The 16,066-nt window shown below is 59.2% G+C and carries 15 protein-coding genes and 1 pseudogene; 9 read left to right on the top strand and 7 right to left on the bottom strand.

Annotated features, from left to right (window positions below; genetic code table 11):
- Nucleotides 1–5 precede the first annotated feature (5 nt).
- Together OOF89_RS08360 and OOF89_RS08355 are read left to right on the top strand one after the other, a co-directional pair.
- Nucleotides 6–1,898: an ABC transporter ATP-binding protein gene (locus OOF89_RS08360; protein WP_266079717.1), complete on the top strand. Its 1,893-nt coding sequence runs from the start codon at nt 6–8 to the stop codon at nt 1,896–1,898.
- Between the two features lie 67 nt (nt 1,899–1,965).
- Nucleotides 1,966–2,547, top strand: coding sequence for an LURP-one-related/scramblase family protein (locus tag OOF89_RS08355; RefSeq protein ID WP_266075099.1), 582 nt, complete (start codon nt 1,966–1,968; stop codon nt 2,545–2,547).
- Here OOF89_RS08355 and OOF89_RS08350 read toward each other — a convergent pair.
- Nucleotides 2,544–3,281, bottom strand: coding sequence for an SDR family NAD(P)-dependent oxidoreductase (locus OOF89_RS08350; protein WP_266075097.1), 738 nt, complete (start codon nt 3,279–3,281; stop codon nt 2,544–2,546). The two genes, OOF89_RS08355 and OOF89_RS08350, sit on opposite strands and share 4 nt — an antisense overlap.
- 102 nt (nt 3,282–3,383) lie before the next feature.
- On the opposite strand from OOF89_RS08350, the gene OOF89_RS08345 reads away from it, so the two are divergent.
- The gene (locus OOF89_RS08345; protein ID WP_266075095.1) at nt 3,384–3,833 is read left to right on the top strand and encodes a universal stress protein; all 450 of its coding nucleotides are present in this window, start codon (nt 3,384–3,386) and stop codon (nt 3,831–3,833) included.
- A 10-nt stretch (nt 3,834–3,843) separates the two neighbouring features.
- Here the strand turns inward: OOF89_RS08345 and OOF89_RS08340 are convergent, their stop codons facing one another.
- A complete protein-coding gene (locus OOF89_RS08340) occupies nt 3,844–4,236 on the bottom strand; it encodes a hypothetical protein (RefSeq protein WP_266075093.1) in 393 nt (130 codons plus the stop codon).
- A 107-nt stretch (nt 4,237–4,343) separates the two neighbouring features.
- Here OOF89_RS08340 and OOF89_RS08335 point away from each other — a divergent pair, with 107 nt between their 5' ends.
- The 4 genes from OOF89_RS08335 (at nt 4,344) to OOF89_RS08320 (ending at nt 8,247) form a co-directional block, all read left to right on the top strand.
- A complete protein-coding gene (locus OOF89_RS08335; RefSeq protein ID WP_266075091.1) occupies nt 4,344–5,321 on the top strand; it encodes an ROK family protein in 978 nt (325 codons plus the stop codon).
- A gap of 60 nt (nt 5,322–5,381) precedes the next feature.
- Nucleotides 5,382–6,872, top strand: a complete 1,491-nt coding sequence (locus OOF89_RS08330; protein ID WP_266075089.1) for an LVIVD repeat-containing protein — start codon at nt 5,382–5,384, stop codon at nt 6,870–6,872.
- 221 nt (nt 6,873–7,093) lie between these two features.
- Complete coding sequence (locus tag OOF89_RS08325; protein WP_266075087.1) at nt 7,094–7,474, top strand: NifU family protein; 381 nt, start codon at nt 7,094–7,096, stop codon at nt 7,472–7,474.
- Nucleotides 7,475–7,764: 290 nt separating this feature from the next.
- Complete coding sequence (locus tag OOF89_RS08320; RefSeq protein WP_266075085.1) at nt 7,765–8,247, top strand: hypothetical protein; 483 nt, start codon at nt 7,765–7,767, stop codon at nt 8,245–8,247.
- Nucleotides 8,248–8,284: 37 nt separating this feature from the next.
- On the opposite strand, the gene OOF89_RS08315 is transcribed toward OOF89_RS08320, so the two are convergent.
- Together OOF89_RS08315 and OOF89_RS08310 are read right to left on the bottom strand one after the other, a co-directional pair.
- Nucleotides 8,285–9,712, bottom strand: a complete 1,428-nt coding sequence (locus tag OOF89_RS08315; protein WP_266075083.1) for a DUF402 domain-containing protein — start codon at nt 9,710–9,712, stop codon at nt 8,285–8,287.
- Between the two features lie 164 nt (nt 9,713–9,876).
- Nucleotides 9,877–10,053 carry a hypothetical protein gene (locus OOF89_RS08310; RefSeq protein ID WP_266075081.1) on the bottom strand — a complete coding sequence of 59 codons (177 nt, stop codon included), beginning with the start codon at nt 10,051–10,053 and terminating at the stop codon, nt 9,877–9,879.
- A 132-nt stretch (nt 10,054–10,185) separates the two neighbouring features.
- On the opposite strand from OOF89_RS08310, the pseudogene OOF89_RS08305 reads away from it, so the two are divergent.
- A pseudogene (locus tag OOF89_RS08305) lies at nt 10,186–11,154 on the top strand (PrsW family intramembrane metalloprotease); the annotation flags it as partial.
- Nucleotides 11,155–11,419: 265 nt separating this feature from the next.
- Here OOF89_RS08305 and OOF89_RS08300 read toward each other — a convergent pair.
- Complete coding sequence (locus OOF89_RS08300) at nt 11,420–12,007, bottom strand: riboflavin synthase (RefSeq protein WP_266075077.1); 588 nt, start codon at nt 12,005–12,007, stop codon at nt 11,420–11,422.
- Between the two features lie 120 nt (nt 12,008–12,127).
- Between OOF89_RS08300 and OOF89_RS08295 the strand changes: the two genes are divergently transcribed.
- Nucleotides 12,128–12,373, top strand: coding sequence for a DUF7533 family protein (locus OOF89_RS08295; protein ID WP_266075075.1), 246 nt, complete (start codon nt 12,128–12,130; stop codon nt 12,371–12,373).
- 52 nt (nt 12,374–12,425) lie between these two features.
- On the opposite strand, the gene OOF89_RS08290 is transcribed toward OOF89_RS08295, so the two are convergent.
- Nucleotides 12,426–13,937 (bottom strand): carboxypeptidase M32, encoded by a 1,512-nt coding sequence (locus tag OOF89_RS08290; protein ID WP_266075073.1) that lies wholly within the window; start codon nt 13,935–13,937, stop codon nt 12,426–12,428.
- 77 nt (nt 13,938–14,014) lie between these two features.
- Complete coding sequence (locus OOF89_RS08285; protein WP_266075071.1) at nt 14,015–15,853, bottom strand: UvrD-helicase domain-containing protein; 1,839 nt, start codon at nt 15,851–15,853, stop codon at nt 14,015–14,017.
- Between the last annotated feature and the right edge of the window lie 213 nt (nt 15,854–16,066).

Here is a 16,066-nt window from a genome sequence, read left to right as displayed (position 1 = left end):
ACACGATGTGGCGACTCTTCGTTGAATACGGCCGCGAGTACGCCTCACAGTTCGTCGCGGGAGTAGTCGCCACGATACTGTCGCGACTGTCAGGGCTGCTCCCGCCACTCGTTCTCGGTATCGCTATCGACGCGATCTTCCTCGACAAGCGGCCGTTCACCCTCCCGTTGCTCCCGGCAGAGTGGACACCGACCACTGCGAGTGGACAGCTTTGGCTCTCTATCGCCGTCGTTCTCGCGTCGTTCCTCGTTGGCGCAGGATTCTCGTGGGTCGAAGGGTGGGGTTGGAACGCGTTCGCACAGGGGGTCCAGCATCGACTTCGGGTCGATACCTACGACAAGATGCAACTGCTGGACATGACGTTTTTCGACGGCAAGCAGACGGGTGAGCTAATGTCAATCCTCAATAACGACGTGAATCAGTTGGAGACGTTCCTCAACGACGGGTTGAGCTCTGCGCTTCGAATCGTCGTGATGGTGATCGGAATCGGAGGCGTTCTGTTCTCGCTCAACCCGTCGCTCGCGCTCGTCGCCCTCTTTCCGGTTCCTCTCCTCGCGCTGTTCACCTATCTCTTCGTCCGAACGATTCAGCCGAAATACGCGGCGATGCGGGCCAGCGTCGGCGCACTCAATTCCCGACTGGAGAACAATCTCGGCGGGATTCGCGTCATCAAATCGGAGACAGCGGAGGGGTACGAATCGGACAGAATCGAAGCTGCGTCGGGCGATTACTACGACGCGAACTGGGACGCAATCACGACGCGTATTACCTTCTTTCCCGGTCTCAGTCTGTTAACCGGTGTGGGGTACGCCATCACCTTCACCGTCGGTGGGTTCTGGTTGCTTTCCGGCCCGCCGGGACCGTTTTCCGGCGTGCTGGAACCCGGGGTGTTCGTCACCTTCGTCATCCTCAGCCAGCAGTTCATCTGGCCCATGGCCCAGTTCGGCCAGATAATCAACATCTACCAGCGCGCAGAGGCGTCGAGCGACCGCGTCTTCACGCTGATGAGCGAGCGCGGGACGCTCGACGAAAGCACGGACGCGCCCGCGTTGGCCGTCACTGAGGGCCGTGTCGAATACGACGACGTGACCTTCGGCTACGACGACGAAGTCGTCATCAAAAACGTCGATTTGCACGCCGAACGAGGCGACACGATAGCACTGGTCGGACCCACCGGAGCAGGAAAGTCCACGGTTCTGAAACTCCTGCTCCGAATGTACGACGTGGACGGAGGCGCTATCCGAATCGATGAAACTGACATCCGCGACGTGAACCTCCGGAGTCTTCGCCGGGAAATCGGGTACGTCAGCCAAGAGCCGTTCCTGTTCTACGGAACGGTGAAAGAGAACATCGCCTACGGAACCTTCGAGGCGAGCGAGGAAGAGATCGTATCCGCGGCGAAAGCCGCAGAAGCTCACGAATTCATCGTCAATCTCCCGGACGGATACGACACGATGGTCGGCGAACGTGGCATGAAACTCTCGGGCGGTCAGCGACAGCGACTCTCCATCGCGCGGACGATTCTCAAGGACCCCGCCGTCCTCGTACTGGACGAAGCGACGAGTCACGTGGATACCGAAACCGAGGCACTCATTCAGCGCAGTCTGGCACGACTCGTCCGAGAAAAAACGACGTTCGCGATCGCTCACCGACTTTCGACCATCAGAGAAGCCGACGAAATCGCGGTGTTGGACGACGGGAAGATCGTCGAACGCGGAACCCACGACGAGCTGCTCGCGCGTGACGGACTCTACGCCAACCTCTGGCGGGTGCAAGCCGGAGAAATCGAATCGCTTCCACGGGATTTCATCGAACGTGCGATTCGACGGCGTGCCGAAGTCGAAGAGGAAGAGGCGAGCCTCGGAGGAGTCGATGCGCAAGCGGATGGCGGTGAATGATCCACAGAACCGAGGGGAAACCGCTCGACCTCAAATTTAAATAGCAGAGGACGACAAACGATGTTCGATGGAAGACCGCACGCAGGAACGCGACATCGGCGGCATCGTCCTCGACGAGGACGAATACACGGTCGAACAGAGCTACTTCCGAAACAAGTACAAAGTGTACGACACGGCCGGAAATCTCGTTCTGAAGTCGAAACAGAAGATGTTCAAGATGAAAGAGGAGTTCCCGTTTTTCGATTCGAACGGGAACACGGTTTTCCGCGTAAAAGCGAAGAACATCCTCGATGTCGCGGGCGATTACGTCCTCACGGAGGATGGATCGGACGAACCGGTGTTGGTGCTCACGAAGAACTTCACCTTCTTCCACCACCGCTGGAGTATCAAGCGTCCCGATGGAACCGAAGTCGCGGAAGTCGCTTCACGCAGTGCGTTCGTCGAAGCCCTCCGCTCGATCTCGAATATCTTCTCACTCCTGCCGCACAAATACTCGATTACGACCCCGGACGGGGAATCGGTCGGCGAAATCGCGGGGCAGTTTTCGCTCCGGGATAGATACGACATTCGAATCCACGATGCGGGGTCCGTGCCTAAAACCCCCCTCGTCGTCGGAGCCGTCGCCATCGACGCGCTAGAAGGTAATTAAACGGTCTCGGGTAACCACCCTCCATCGACTTCGACGTTGACTCCACTCAGGTAATCACTGTCTTCATCCAGGAAAAACCGAACTGCCTGTTCCATGTCCTCGAATCGGGCGGCACGACCGCGAGGCAACTCGTCGGGGAACTCGTCGGAGTTCTCGACGACGTAGGGCGAAACCGCGTTGACGGTGATGCCGTCGTCTTGGGTGTCCCCGGCGAGCATTCGAGTGAACATCAGGACGCCCGCTTTGGCCATGAAGTATGGTGCGTTTTTGGGATTGATGAGGCCCTTCTCGGAACTGGCGTAGCCGACGTTGACGATTCGCCCGTAGCCCCCCTCGCGCATTTCGGGGAGTGCCCGCTTCGAACAGAGGTAGGTTCCGTTGATGTTTCCCTGAATCACCGTGTTCCACGCTTCGAACGAGATGTCTTCCCAGTGGTCCGGGGCGAACGGGCCGACGTTGTTCACCAGCACGTCCACCGAACCGAGTTCGTCTTCGATAGTCGAAAAGAGGTCGTCCACGCTATCGGGGTCGGTAACGTCACCCTGAACGGGAATCGCGTCCACGCCACGATTCCGCGCTCGTGCTGCGACTGCTTTGGCATCCGTCTCGCTCGAACGATAGTGAACCGCCACGTCGGCCCCGCAGTCGGCCAGCGACAACAGTAGCTCTGTTCCGATACCGTTCGAACTGCCGGTAACCAGCGCAATTCGTCCACTCAACTCGGGCGTAATCATGTGCCCATTTCGTTGGGAGGAATAAACTAGCTTGAGGTTCCCATTTCTTCGATTCTACGTTGACCCCCGCAGTTTTAAGATTCTGCACGAAGAGCTAATACTATGGCAATCGATACTATTCTGCTCGCCGTGGGACCGGGCGACGCGGACCGTACCGACAGGCTCGCATCCGCCGTCGCGGACGTTGCAGGGCCGACTGGTGCGACAGTCGTGCTCGCACACGTATTTACGAACGAGGAGTTCGATGACGTGCTCGAACGACTCGACTACGACCCATCCGGAAAACCGAACTCGGACGAGGTGGCGACGCGTCACGCGACGATTCGCTCACTCTCGAACGCGCTGGACGAGGCGAACATCGGCTACTCGGTTCGTGGCGCTATCGGTGACCACGCTCAAACCATCGTGAAACTCGCGAAGGACGTCAATGCCGACAGCGTCTTCGTCGGCGGACGGAAGCGTTCACCGACCGGAAAGGCGGTGTTCGGAAGCACTGCACAGGAAGTGATGCTCTCGTCACCCTGTCCGGTAACGTTCGTGCGAGCGGACTGAGGCGACCGAATCAATCTCTCGCGCGCTCCCGCCACCGTCGCTGTTGGCGGCGCTCCATGACGTGGCGCTCGCCGGATGCGATGGTTTCGCAGGCGTTCCGTTCGAACGTGAGCACGTCGTGAAAGAACTCCTCTTCGAATTTTTCGAGCATATCGTACGTCCATCTGTCGTCACCGAGGACACCGCACGGCAGGATTTCGTCCCGAATGTGGTCGGCGAACTCGTCGTGGCCCGCCGCACGGAGGCTCGTTTCGGCGTCGCGGAGGTGGTTCATCGCGTGACCTGTCGCGTGGTGGAAATGAACGAGGTAACCGTGTGCCTTTCTGAGTCCTTCGACGCCGAGTTCGAGTTCGTGGAGAGCGACCGCTTCATCGTCGTTGAGTTGGGGTAGATCGTCAGACATAGTATCACATATCGTTCTGGACGAAGTTAGCTTTAGTCGGTGAGATGATACTCACCCGCGAGTAAATGCCTGTAGTTAAATGGGTCGGGCGACGTTTGTACATCTGAATGGCCTACTACGCGGGTGTAGACCTGGGGGCGACCAACGTCAGAGCGGCGGTCGCCGACAGGGACGGGAACGTCGTCAGCGCGTACGACCGCGGCACGCCAGGAGGTCCGACTGGCATCGCGGTTACCGAAGCAGTGCTCGAATGTTTGCGAAACGCATGTGCCGATGCGGGTATCGACCCGGCCGAAATCCGCGCGGCGGGTATCGGCAGTATCGGCCCGCTCGATCTCGCAGAAGGGGCGGTCGAGAACCCGGCGAACCTACCGGACACCATCGGCCGAATACCGCTCACCGGGCCGGTCGGAAACCTCATTCACAGTGACCGGGTGTATCTCCACAACGACACCAACGCGGGCGCCATCGGACAACGATTTTATAGCGACCGCAACCCCGATGATATGGTCTACATCACGATTTCGAGCGGTATCGGTGCTGGCGTGACCGTCGATGGAAACGTCCTGACTGGATGGGACGGAAACGCTGGCGAAGTCGGTCACATGGTTGTAGACCCACAGGGGAGACGCACCTGTGGCTGTGGCCACGACGGTCACTGGGAAGCCTACTGTTCGGGGAACAACATCCCGGAATTCGCGCGGATGCTGGCCGAAGAAGACGGCGACGTCGAAACCGCCCTTCCACTCGACAATCCGGATTTCTCCGCCAAAGACGTGTTCGAAAACGCTGGACTCGACGCCTTTGCGGACCACGTCATCGAGCAAGTCGCCCACTGGAATACCGTCGGCGTAACGAACGTCGTGCAGGCGTACGCCCCTCTCGTCGTCTATCTGGGCGGCGCCGTGGCGCTTAACAATGAGGAACTCGTTCTCGACCCGATTCGGGAACGAATCGAAAACGGTCTGCTGAACAACGTTCCCGATGTACAGTTGACCACTCTCGGCGACGAAATCGTGCTGAAAGGTGCCGTCGCGAGTGCGCTCACCGAGGGTACCGGAGACGAGACACGAGCGCCCGACTAGTTCCGTCGGTTCGCTTCCGCCACCCGCGCTTTTATTCTTCTCGCTCCCGACTAGGTCGTTATGCGACGGCGAGAGTTCCTCCACGCTACCGCCGTAGGGGGTGCAAGCGCGACTTTGCTCGCGTCCGGGGGCGTTACTGCAGAAGAACCGTACGAACCGCTCGGGAAGGTGGCTATCGAAAACGCAAAAGAGGCCGTAGTTGGCAACGGCGGAAAGACTGCATTCGTCGCCGCGACGGACGGGTTTGCGACGGTAGATATCAGTAATCCAGCGAAGCCGACCGTGTTGGCGGAGCGACGGGACTTGCTCGCCGACAGGGACGGTGGCCCACTGTCCCAGATCTGGGACGTGAAAATAGACGGCAACCGCCTCCTCGTCGCAGGACCGGCGAATCCCATCTCCAGCGATGCTGTCCACGGGTTTTTGTTGTACGACGTGAGTAACCCGGCGAAGCCAAAACGGGTGGCGTTCCACGAGACCGACTATCCGATTCACAACGCGATGTTCGTGGACGAAATCGCGTATCTCACGGGGAACGACGGGGCGGGGAATCCGCTCGTGATGGTCGATACGTCGAACGACGAACCGAACGAAGTCGGTCGGTGGTCGATTACGGAGTACGATTCGAAATGGTCGAACGTCGATTCGTGGGTCCGAACGATTCACGACGTGTGGGTGCAGGACGGTACGGCGTATCTCGCGATGTGGGACGCCGGAACGTGGCTCGTGGACGTATCGAACCCGAAGCAACCGACCTACGTCACCCGTTTCGGTGGGCGACCGGTCGGCAAGCTCGCGTCGATTCCGGACGACGAAGAGCAGGACGCCGTTCTCGGCTTGCCCGGAAACGACCACTACGTCATGGCGAACGAGGACGGGTCATTAGTCGTCGTCAACAAGGAAGCGTGGGACACGGACGGTCCGGGTGGCAACGGACCCGGTGGACTGGCTCTCTGGGACCTGTCGAACCCACGGAACCCGAAACGGCTGTCCACGATTTCCGCTCCGAAATCAGCCGACCCGACCTACGATCTGCAACTGCCATCACTGCTTCCGATCGGCGTCGCCTCGGCGCACGGAAAATGCCACGAATGCACGGGCGGGGCTGGAAGCGGGGGGCAGTGGACCACCTCACACAACTTCGACATCGTCGGCGATCGTCTCTACACCTCGTGGTATCAAGGTGGTGTGAAGCTGTTCGACATCAGCGACCCGGCGAATCCCGAAGAACTCGTCTGGTGGCGCGACCCCAAGACCACCGCCTTTTGGACAAGTCAGCGCGTCTCGGACGCTTTCTTCATCGCGTCGAGCATGGGCCAGCACGACGGAAAGGGTGCACTTTACACCTTCCCGAACCGCGCCGGAAAACAGGCGAACCCGCCGAAACTCACCGGGGGTGGAAACGGAGGTGGGAACGGAACCGGGAGTACGATACCCGCGCCGAAGGACGGTTCGACCACGTCGGCGAAACAACCCGGTTTCGGCCTCGGCGTTGCCGGACTGTCGGTGCTCGGGGTCGGGATTCTGAATCGGGTTCGAAATCGAGAGTAGGGTTCGTGGATTGTCACCATCCTCGTGGCACATGCGCCGTCCATCGTCGGGGATGGGACCCATCGACGATTGTCGGTTGGTGGTTGTTCACGCGAGGGAGGGGAAAGGAGCATCGGCGAGAACGGGAACGTCCGTCTCACGACACCAAACATCATGGATTTACACGCACCTACGAACACGAACCCCAACATTCCCATACCTCCAGCACCTAGGGATAGTCAATGAGCAAGTCCAGCGAGACGGAAGCGACGGAAGACGACCTCAAATCGCGGGTCGAACGCTGGCTCACCGCCCAAATGCCGATCATTCAAATGCACGGCGGAACGAGCGCGGTTCGGAAGGCGGACCCGGAGGACGGTGAGGTCGTCATCGAACTCGGCGGAGCCTGTAGCGGGTGTTCCATCACGCCCATCACGTCCCAAAACATCGAGATAGAACTCCTCAAGGAGTTCGAAGAAGTCGAGGACGTGACGGTTCGCATCGCCGAGGACGGAACCAGTCAGTGGAAAACCGAGCAGTCGGAGAGCGTAATGGGCATCGACCGAAGCGAAGGTGGCCGTGGTGGAAAGCTCAACACATCATCCGACCAAGAACACTTCTAAAACCACCTTTTACGACGGTCGCAGGCAAGAACGCCGTCGCTGTTCGTCGCCGTTCTTGCTGGTTCCCTGTAAAAGCTGGAGCAAAAGCACTCCTCACCCCGTCAGGAGCGCCAAAGACGCTCCTTAGAGGGATTCGTCGGCCCGCTCGTTCGTCACTTCGTTCCTCACTCGCGGTGAGTGTGCTGGCCTCCGTGGTTGTGTCGCTTGCCGATTCTCGTGGTTTCTATGCTTCTCTCCGTTCATCGGTTCGTTTCTGGCCGTCACATATATTGAAGACATGTTTTACTACCATGTCCGAGTTCGAGACAGCGAGGGGTCGGTGTCGGATCGAGGATGGGACGATTCGGATTCAAGGCGGTGCAGTAGGGGCACTTCGCAAACAGTTTCGACACGACCCAGTACAGTTCCTCGCCCTTTTCGGGTTTTACGCGGTAACTGTCGGATTTCTCTGGTGGCTTTCTTCCACTTTTGCCTTCATAGATCCCGTTTTTGTGTTCGCTATTGCGGTCGGAGCTGTTGTGATGGTACTGCTCTTCGGTCATATACAGGCTCGTTTCACTCGGCTTTCGTTGACGGCGGAAATTCCGGTATCAACTGTGAAAAAGGTCGTCTACGTGGATGGCGGGAAATGGAGCAAGCCGAGATTCTCATTTATTTCGAGACGGGGGATGCTGTCAACGTCTGACTCCCTCTCGGGGGTTCCTTTGGTAACGCCATTGGCGGCCTCAAACCGGAAAGAGGGCGTTCGAACGCGCCGGCTTCGAAGTCGATGACAGCATGTTGAATGCAGAGTTGTAAACGTCGAACTAACTACCGAAGCACTTTCTCCACGCTCGCCGCTACGCTCCGCGCTTTCTCGGCGAGTTCCTCGGAGATGTACTCCGCTTCGACTGCCGAATCGAGTTCGTCGTCGTCCACTCGCTCGACGGTTCCGTCGGGGCGTTTCACGACATCGACATGCAAATCGACGTAGCGCACGGAACGCGGGAACAATTCGACCGGCGTGCAGACGTTGACGTAGGTTCCCTTCGACTCGCCGTCCTCGCTCCGATAGGCTGTTGGATACCACCAACGGCCTTCGCGGAATTTGGTGACTGCCACGTCACCTGCCTCGCGGTCGGTGCCGATTGCGTCGTAGGTTCCCGGCCCCTGCATCTCCCGATGGACGGTGTATTTACCCGATTCGGGGTCGCGTTCAACGACGGCACCCTTCCCGAGCGAGAAACAGCGGCCGTCCGGTTTGCCGTGGTCGATGAACACCTCGCCGTCTTCCTCGGGGCCGAACTGACGGAGCGTGGCACCGATCGGCACTTCGTCCCCGGGTTCGTGGAGGTCTTCGGCAAAATCGACCGCCGCGCTGGCGGACTCGTCCGCGGCCTTGATTCGGTGATGGCCAGGGAGAGTCGTCGTGACTTCCCGCCGGGCGTCGTCCAGTTCGAATCGCGACTCCCGACCGAACCAGAGCCACGCTGTGGCATCGGGTTTCGTGATGGATTGTGGTGCGTCAGCGTCGCGTGCCGTGTTTACCGACTCCCCGAGCGCACTGTCGATGGTTTCTGCGCGTTCAACGGCGCTTGACAGTGCGGCGTCCATCTCGCCGATGGCGGCGTCGTTCGCACCGTACTCCCAGCGAACACCCCAGTCCTCCGGAACGTCGGTCGGCAGCATCTCGGTGGTTCGGGCGAGTTCGCGCCTGCTTGCGTCGTCCGGTGCGCTCGCGACGACGCGATTCACCCCTTTCGAGAGGCTCGCCACGCCGCCGAACACCTGCACGTCGGTTCCGAGGAGGGGTCGGTCGCGCGACCACGGCGGTGCGGGGTCGTGAACCTGCACGCGAACCTGGTCACCCTCGTCGATCCGTCGATCGATGTTCCGGAAGGGGAGAAAGCCGTCGCGCTCGCCGAGGGTAACGACTGCACCGCTGCCGAGGGTTTCCGTGACGACGCCATCGAACAGCGAACCGCGGGGCGTAGGGTCCTTCCAATCGAACGTGTCGATTCCCGTTCCTGCCAATCGTTCGACGACCGTCTCGACTACGCCGCCTTCGCCGGAGATGCCGATTCCCTGCCTGTCGTCGGTAGTTTCGACCGTCACGTCGTACTCGCCGGTTTCGAACTCGTCATCGAACCGGCGTCGAATCGGCGGCGACGCTTGGACGATATCGAACTCATCGCCAAGCAGGTGTGTGAGTGCAGTGGTGTAGATACCTCGAATACGGATTCGACTCGTAGAGCTCATCGTCGATTCGCGAAAAAGCAACGGTCAGTCGGGATGCGGGTGGTCGTCACGCAGGAACCAATCGTCCCACGAGAGGCGAGTGTGTCGCGCTTGCTAGTCATGCCTCCCGATTGGTGCGGAGGGGTTTTCAGCGTGACGAGGTCGGCCGTTGGATGGGAACCGTCTCAGTCGTCCGCCGAAACGGCGCCCGTCCAGTTCGCCTCAGTACCGGGGGATATCTGCGTCGCTTCTTTTTCTTCCGTTTCGAGGGACGTATCCTCTTCTCGTGGTTCTTCGTTTGCTGTCGATTCTGTGGGCGGTGCCGAGTACAGTATTCCTCGGCTATGACTCGTGGGTGTCATCGTGTGTCACGAATCGTGAGCCCTGACTAATAAGCGCAACCCTACATTTGTTTATGTTATTTAATTCCATTTAAGGTGTTAAAGGACGGAAGTGCCGAACGATTTACTCCCCGTCCGTTCGTTCGCTGGAGCATGGACGAGAATCGGGATCCGGTTGCTCGGGGGACGGACGACTCGGTGGACCTGTACGACATCGCGACGTGGGACGAGCGATCGCGTCTCGATCGGTTCGCGACGAAGCTCTACGGAACCATCGTCGTTTCGGCGCGGGCGTTCATCATTCTGCTCGCGGTGGCGATCCTCTTACTCCAGTTCGCGTTGGGTGGACTGGCGGCGCTTGCCGACCCGTGGATCGGGCTGTTCGTCGTGCTCTCGGTCGTTCCCGCGTTCGCCCTCGCGGCCTACATCTGGTATGCCGACGTGACGATGTCGGAACCGCTTCCACTCCTCGTCGGGACGTTCCTGCTCGGCGTGTTGTTCGCCGGGTTCGCGGCGATTTTGAACTCGTACGCACAACCGGTGTTCAACGAGATTCCGCTGGTCGGAACGGTGTTGTTTTTCTACATCATCGTCGCACCGGTCGAAGAAACGGTGAAACTGCTCGCGGTGCGTCTCTACGCTTTTCGAAGCAGTCGGTTCAACGCGGTCATCGACGGTGCCGTGTACGGGGCAATGGCCGGACTCGGCTTCGCAACCATCGAAAACGCCATCTACATCAGCCAGGGGGTGCTCAACACGTCTAGCACCGACCCGCTTCTACAGGCCGGTCAGACAGCCATTTTTCGGCTGTTCGCCGGACCCGGCCACGTCATTTATTCGGCTTTCGCGGGCTACTATCTCGGGTTGGCGAAGTTCAACCGCGAAAACGCCGGGCCGATCGTGATCAAAGGATTACTTATCGCGGCGGCCATCCACGCGACCTACAACACGCTGGTCGGATTCGTGCCGGCGTTAGCGACCATGATCTATCCTTCGGTTACACCGGTTATGGCCTACATCGCCTTCGTAATCGTTTACGATGGCTTCTTCGGCTATTTGCTCTATCGAAAACTCTCACGATACCGCAAGCTGTACGAACAGGTAGATCACCGCGAACCCGAGACGTTCGGCGTCGGTGTAGGGAAGCAAGTCGGTGAAGGCGCAAATGTCGAAGGGTATACAGGAGTCGAGGGAACTGGACGAATCGACAAAAGTGCACGAATCCGCGACGGGTCGAGACTCACCGAAAACGGCGGGAACGACGAGTACACAGGGGTCGGAAACGACGACATCCCGGAGGGGGAATCGGAGGACGACCGCAACCGACAGCGGGACGACGACCCGTTCGGCCTCGACTCGAAATAGCACCGCCGCTGCCGATAGTTGCTTACTTCGCCAACAGTTGTTCCGCGTACTTCGCCAACACGTCCACTTCGAGGTGGACAGGGTCGCCGGGTTCCTTCCCGGAGAGGTTCGTCACATCGCGTGTCGTCGGAATGATGGCCACGGTGAAGGTGTCCTCGCCTTTTTCGGCGACGGTGAGACTGATGCCGTCCAGCGCGACCGACCCTTTGTTCACGATGTACTGCCCGAACTCCTCCGGAATGGCGAACTCGTACTCCCAATCCTCACGGACCTGCCGCACGTCAACCACCTCGGTCGTCGTATCGACGTGACCCTGCACGAAGTGGCCGTCAAGTCTGGTGTCCGCCCGAAGCGCGCGTTCCAAGTTGACGGTGTCGCCCACAGTTACGTCGCCGAGGTACGTCTTGGCCACCGTTTCCTCGGCCAGAAACACCTCAAACGTCTCGTCGTCGAACTTCTCGACGGTAAGACACGCCCCGTTCACGCTGATGCTCGCACCGTGTTCGACGTCCGTGAGAACTTCCTCGGCTGAAATCGTTAGTCGGCGACCACCGTCGGCGTCTTCCACGCGACGAACCTCGCCGGCTTCCGCAACAATTCCGGTAAACATAACGGAACTGTTACGGTGGACGGGTGAAAACCGTTCCGAATCGGGGACTGCCGTACGTATCTCGTAGCGCCCCCACCGCCGTGACGTCGCACTTTTAATCGGTCGTTGGATAGAACGACCATGAACCTCGGTATTCTCGACACCGTGAGTCTGGCGGCGACGCTGGTGTTCGCGCTTCCCATCGCCCTGCTCGGCATCGAGCGCCTCATCGCGGGGCAGACACTCCTCGGCGGTGCTTTTCTTTCGATTGGCGTGTTGATGGTCGTCCTGCGCGAATGGGTTACGACTCCCGAAGACGTGCCCGCAAGCGCCGCGAAGAAGGTGGTCGGGACGGTTGCGAAGACCGACGACGACGAGGAGGAGTAACGGAAAACGGTCGCCGTTCGTCTTCCTACGCGGAGCGGCCAGATTCGCCGTTTCAGTCCAAATCGTAGATGTCGGAATACTTCTCGCGTACGTAGTCCAAGAAATACTCCGCGGTGAGCGGTTCGCCGGTCGCCTCCTCGATGAGTTCGTCGGTGGTGTATCGGCATCCGTGTTCGTGGATGTTTTCGGTCAACCATTCGCGGATGGGGTCGAAGTTCCCATCGCGGATGAGGTCCATCGGGTCGTCGATTTCTGCTTCGATGGTCGCCCACAGTTGGGCCGCGAAGACGCTCCCGACCGTGTAGTTCTGGAAGCCGCCGAACCGACTCGACCAATGGATGTCTTGCAGACAGCCCTCCGAATCCGTCTCGGGCACGATACCGAGATACTCGTCCATGAGTTCGTTCCACCGCGCGGGGATCTCCCCGACGTTCAACTCGCCGGCGACGAACTCCTGTTCGATCTCCGATCGGAGAATGATATGCATGTGGTAGGTGAGTTCGTCCGCCTCGACGCGAATCGTGTTGTCCGTGAACACCTGATTGACCGCCTCGTAGGCCTCGTCCACCGTCACGTCGTCCGCCTGCGGGAATCGCTCCTTGAACGTCGGCAGGAACAGTTCCCAGAACGCCTTCGTTCGTCCGACGTGATTCTCCCAAAACCGCGACTGGGATTCGTGAATACCCGAACTCCGCGACTCACCGAGCGGCGTTCCGTAGGCATCGTCGCGCAGGCCGAGTTGGTAGGTTGCGTGCCCGAACTCGTGAATCGTCGCCGTGAGCGAGTCGATCGGGTCGTCCTCGTTATACCGCGTCGTGACACGAGCATCGAACTGCGTTCCGGACATGAACGGATGTGGTGCGGTGTCCAGACGGCCGCGATTCCAGTCATAGCCGAGGACGTCGAGCGCGTCGCGCGCGACTGCTTCCTGCGTGTTCGTGTCGAACGTTCCCGAAAAGGCGTCGGCGGCGATGTCCGCACCGTTTTCCTGAATCTCCTCGATGAGAGGAACCAGTCCGTCCCGGAGTTCGTCGAAGATTCGTTCCACGGTGTTCAGTGGGAGGTACGGTTCGCCGTCCTCGAACATGACCTCGTACGGGTCTTTGTCTGGGTCGATGTGTTCTGCACGCTCGATTTGGAGTTCGCGCAATCGGTCGAGATACGATTCGAACGTCTCGAACTCGTCCTCGGCTTTCGCTTCCTGCCACGCAGGTTGCGCCTCGCTACTCGTCTCGGTGATTTCGGTGACGAGTTCGTTGGGGACGTTGACCGCTCGCTCGTACTGGCGGCGTACTTCGCGGACGACGGCGGCCTGTTCGTCGTTCAACTCCTGCGATTCGAGCTCGGTCAACAACTCGCCCGTTCGGTCCTCGGTCAACAGTTCGTGTTGAATCGACTGAAGCGAGGAAAGCTGTTTTGCCCGGGCGGGTGTTCCACCATCCGGCATCTTCGTCTGCTGGTCCCAGTAGAGAACCATCGTCGCGTTCCCGATATTCGAGATTCGCTTCGTTCGGGATTCGAGTTCGTCGTAGGCGGAATGAAATTCCTGTTCGGAAGTTGCCATGCGAAGCTATTCCATCGGCTGACGGTATCAATGCACGGGTATCGGAAAAGGGAGTCAAAACCCGGATCGTCCGGCTACTACGCTTCGAGTTCCTGGTCGAGGATGTCGTCGACCGACCGTCCGTTCGGTTCGTTGAACAACAGCACGTCGAGTTCGAGGGTCGGCGCGCCGCTGACGAGGTTCTCCATGAGGACGAGGCGTTCTCGGGCACGGCTCATCCCGACGTAGAAGACACGTCGTTCGTTGTCGGTAAGCACCGGCACGGGGTCGGTTCCCGCCGTGAACTCGTCCACGCCCGGAACTTCGAGGCCCTCGTTTTCGACGGTCGCCGCCATCTGCTCTACGACCTTCTCGGTCAGGTCGGTTGCGACGAACACGTGGTCCGCTTCACGACCTTTCGCGCTGTGGATAGTACCGATGCGGATTCGGTCCCGATCCATTCCCTGATACTTTCCGCTGAAATACGCCTTCATCGAGCGCTTCTGATAGCTCGTCACCTTCCGAACCATATCGGACGCGGATTTCGGACCGGGCATGAAGGGGGCAAAGTTCCGGACGAAGTCCCCGTCGAACTCCAGGTCAGTGAGGTCGTCGACACCTGTTTCTTCCTTGCGCTCGTCGATGGCGTCGAACATCTCGTCGCGGTCGTTCGACCCAAACGTGGAATCTGCGAGCATGTCCGCAAGTCGGCGGGCCTGCAGACCGTCGATGGGTTCGCCCTCATCGATCTGTTCGACCGCATCGACGTACTGGCACAGACGGTCGGTCCACATCCGCTGGTCGGTGAGCGTGCGGAACGGCATTCCCTCGTCGATGAACTCGTCGATGAACCGAAACATCTGATAGCGAGCACGGAACAACACCATCGCGGTGCCGTCGAACTCGCCGATCGTGTAGCGGACGTTCCGCACGAGGTCGAGCATCGAGGGGTTCTCGACGGCCTCAACGACACCGCCCTCTTTACGCGGTTTGAGGTTCTTCTCCTGTCGCTCTTCGATGTGTGTGACTTCCTGCTGGACGACCTTGAGAACCCGAGAGGGAAGACGGTGAGAGGTGTCGAGAATGACGTCTTCGCCCCCTTCCTGAAGGAGGAGTTTCGGGTCTGCGCCCTGCCACGCGTAGACGACCTGGTCGTCGTCACCTGCGATGAGAACGTTCTCCATGTGTGGTTTCCACTCCTCGTAGATGTCGAACTGGAGTCGGGTAATGTCCTGAAACTCGTCGATGATGAGATAATCGACGCTCGGCAGGAGCGAGCGCTGTTTGACACGTTCGAGCATATCGGCGAATCCGACGAGTCCCTCGTCGCCTTTGTACTTCCGCCATCCGCGAATCGCTTCGGGAACGTCGAATCGGTCGTCACTGCTCGGCCACGTCGGTGTGTATTTGTTACCCTCCTGTGAGTTCGGGTCGATTTCCGGCGGCAATCGAACAGTCTCCACATCCCACTGGAACGGAACGTCATACCAGTCTGCGACATCCCGGCGGGTTCGCTGAAGCCACTGTGAAGTAGCGATGATTTTGTTTCCGAGCGTCGTCGAGCGTGCCGTTCGACGACCTTTGCCGCTGTATTCGTCCTCGTACTCCAGACCGAAATCCTCACAGAACTCCTGTTTGTGTTTCTCGCTGACGACGTCGCCACGCGAGAGGTTGAGGAGTTCGTATGCTTTCGCGTGCATCGTACAGACGTTGCCTTGGAGCGAACGTGGGTCCACGTCGAGTCGTTCAGCCAGTCGTTCCCGAACTTCGTTTGCGGCCGCACGAGTGTACGAAACGACGAGAAGGTCGTTGACCGTGACGCCATCCTTTGCGAGAATATCCTCGACCCGGTCGAGGAGTTCGGTGGTTTTACCGCTTCCCGGTCCACCGAACAACCGAGTTACTTTCGCATCCGCCTCTGCCGTTGGCATGGTCATTACACCACCACAAGTGACGGGGACGTATAAAACGACGTGAATCGAACCGACGAATTTTAGCGTCTCAGGGGTTCCGCAGTGAACATGCCTCGTGAATCACCGAGCCGTCTCGAATATTCCCTTCATAGTTCGGAGAGACCTCCGATACTCGAACGCTTCACTGAATCGATGACAACCGATTTATTTTCCGACATCCATCCGAACGCGAGAGTT

This window comes from Haladaptatus caseinilyticus, from assembly GCF_026248685.1.
Taxonomy (GTDB): domain Archaea; phylum Halobacteriota; class Halobacteria; order Halobacteriales; family Haladaptataceae; genus Haladaptatus; species Haladaptatus caseinilyticus.
The sequence above is the reverse complement of the archived record's forward strand: the minus strand, read 5'-3'. Positions and strand labels throughout refer to the sequence as shown.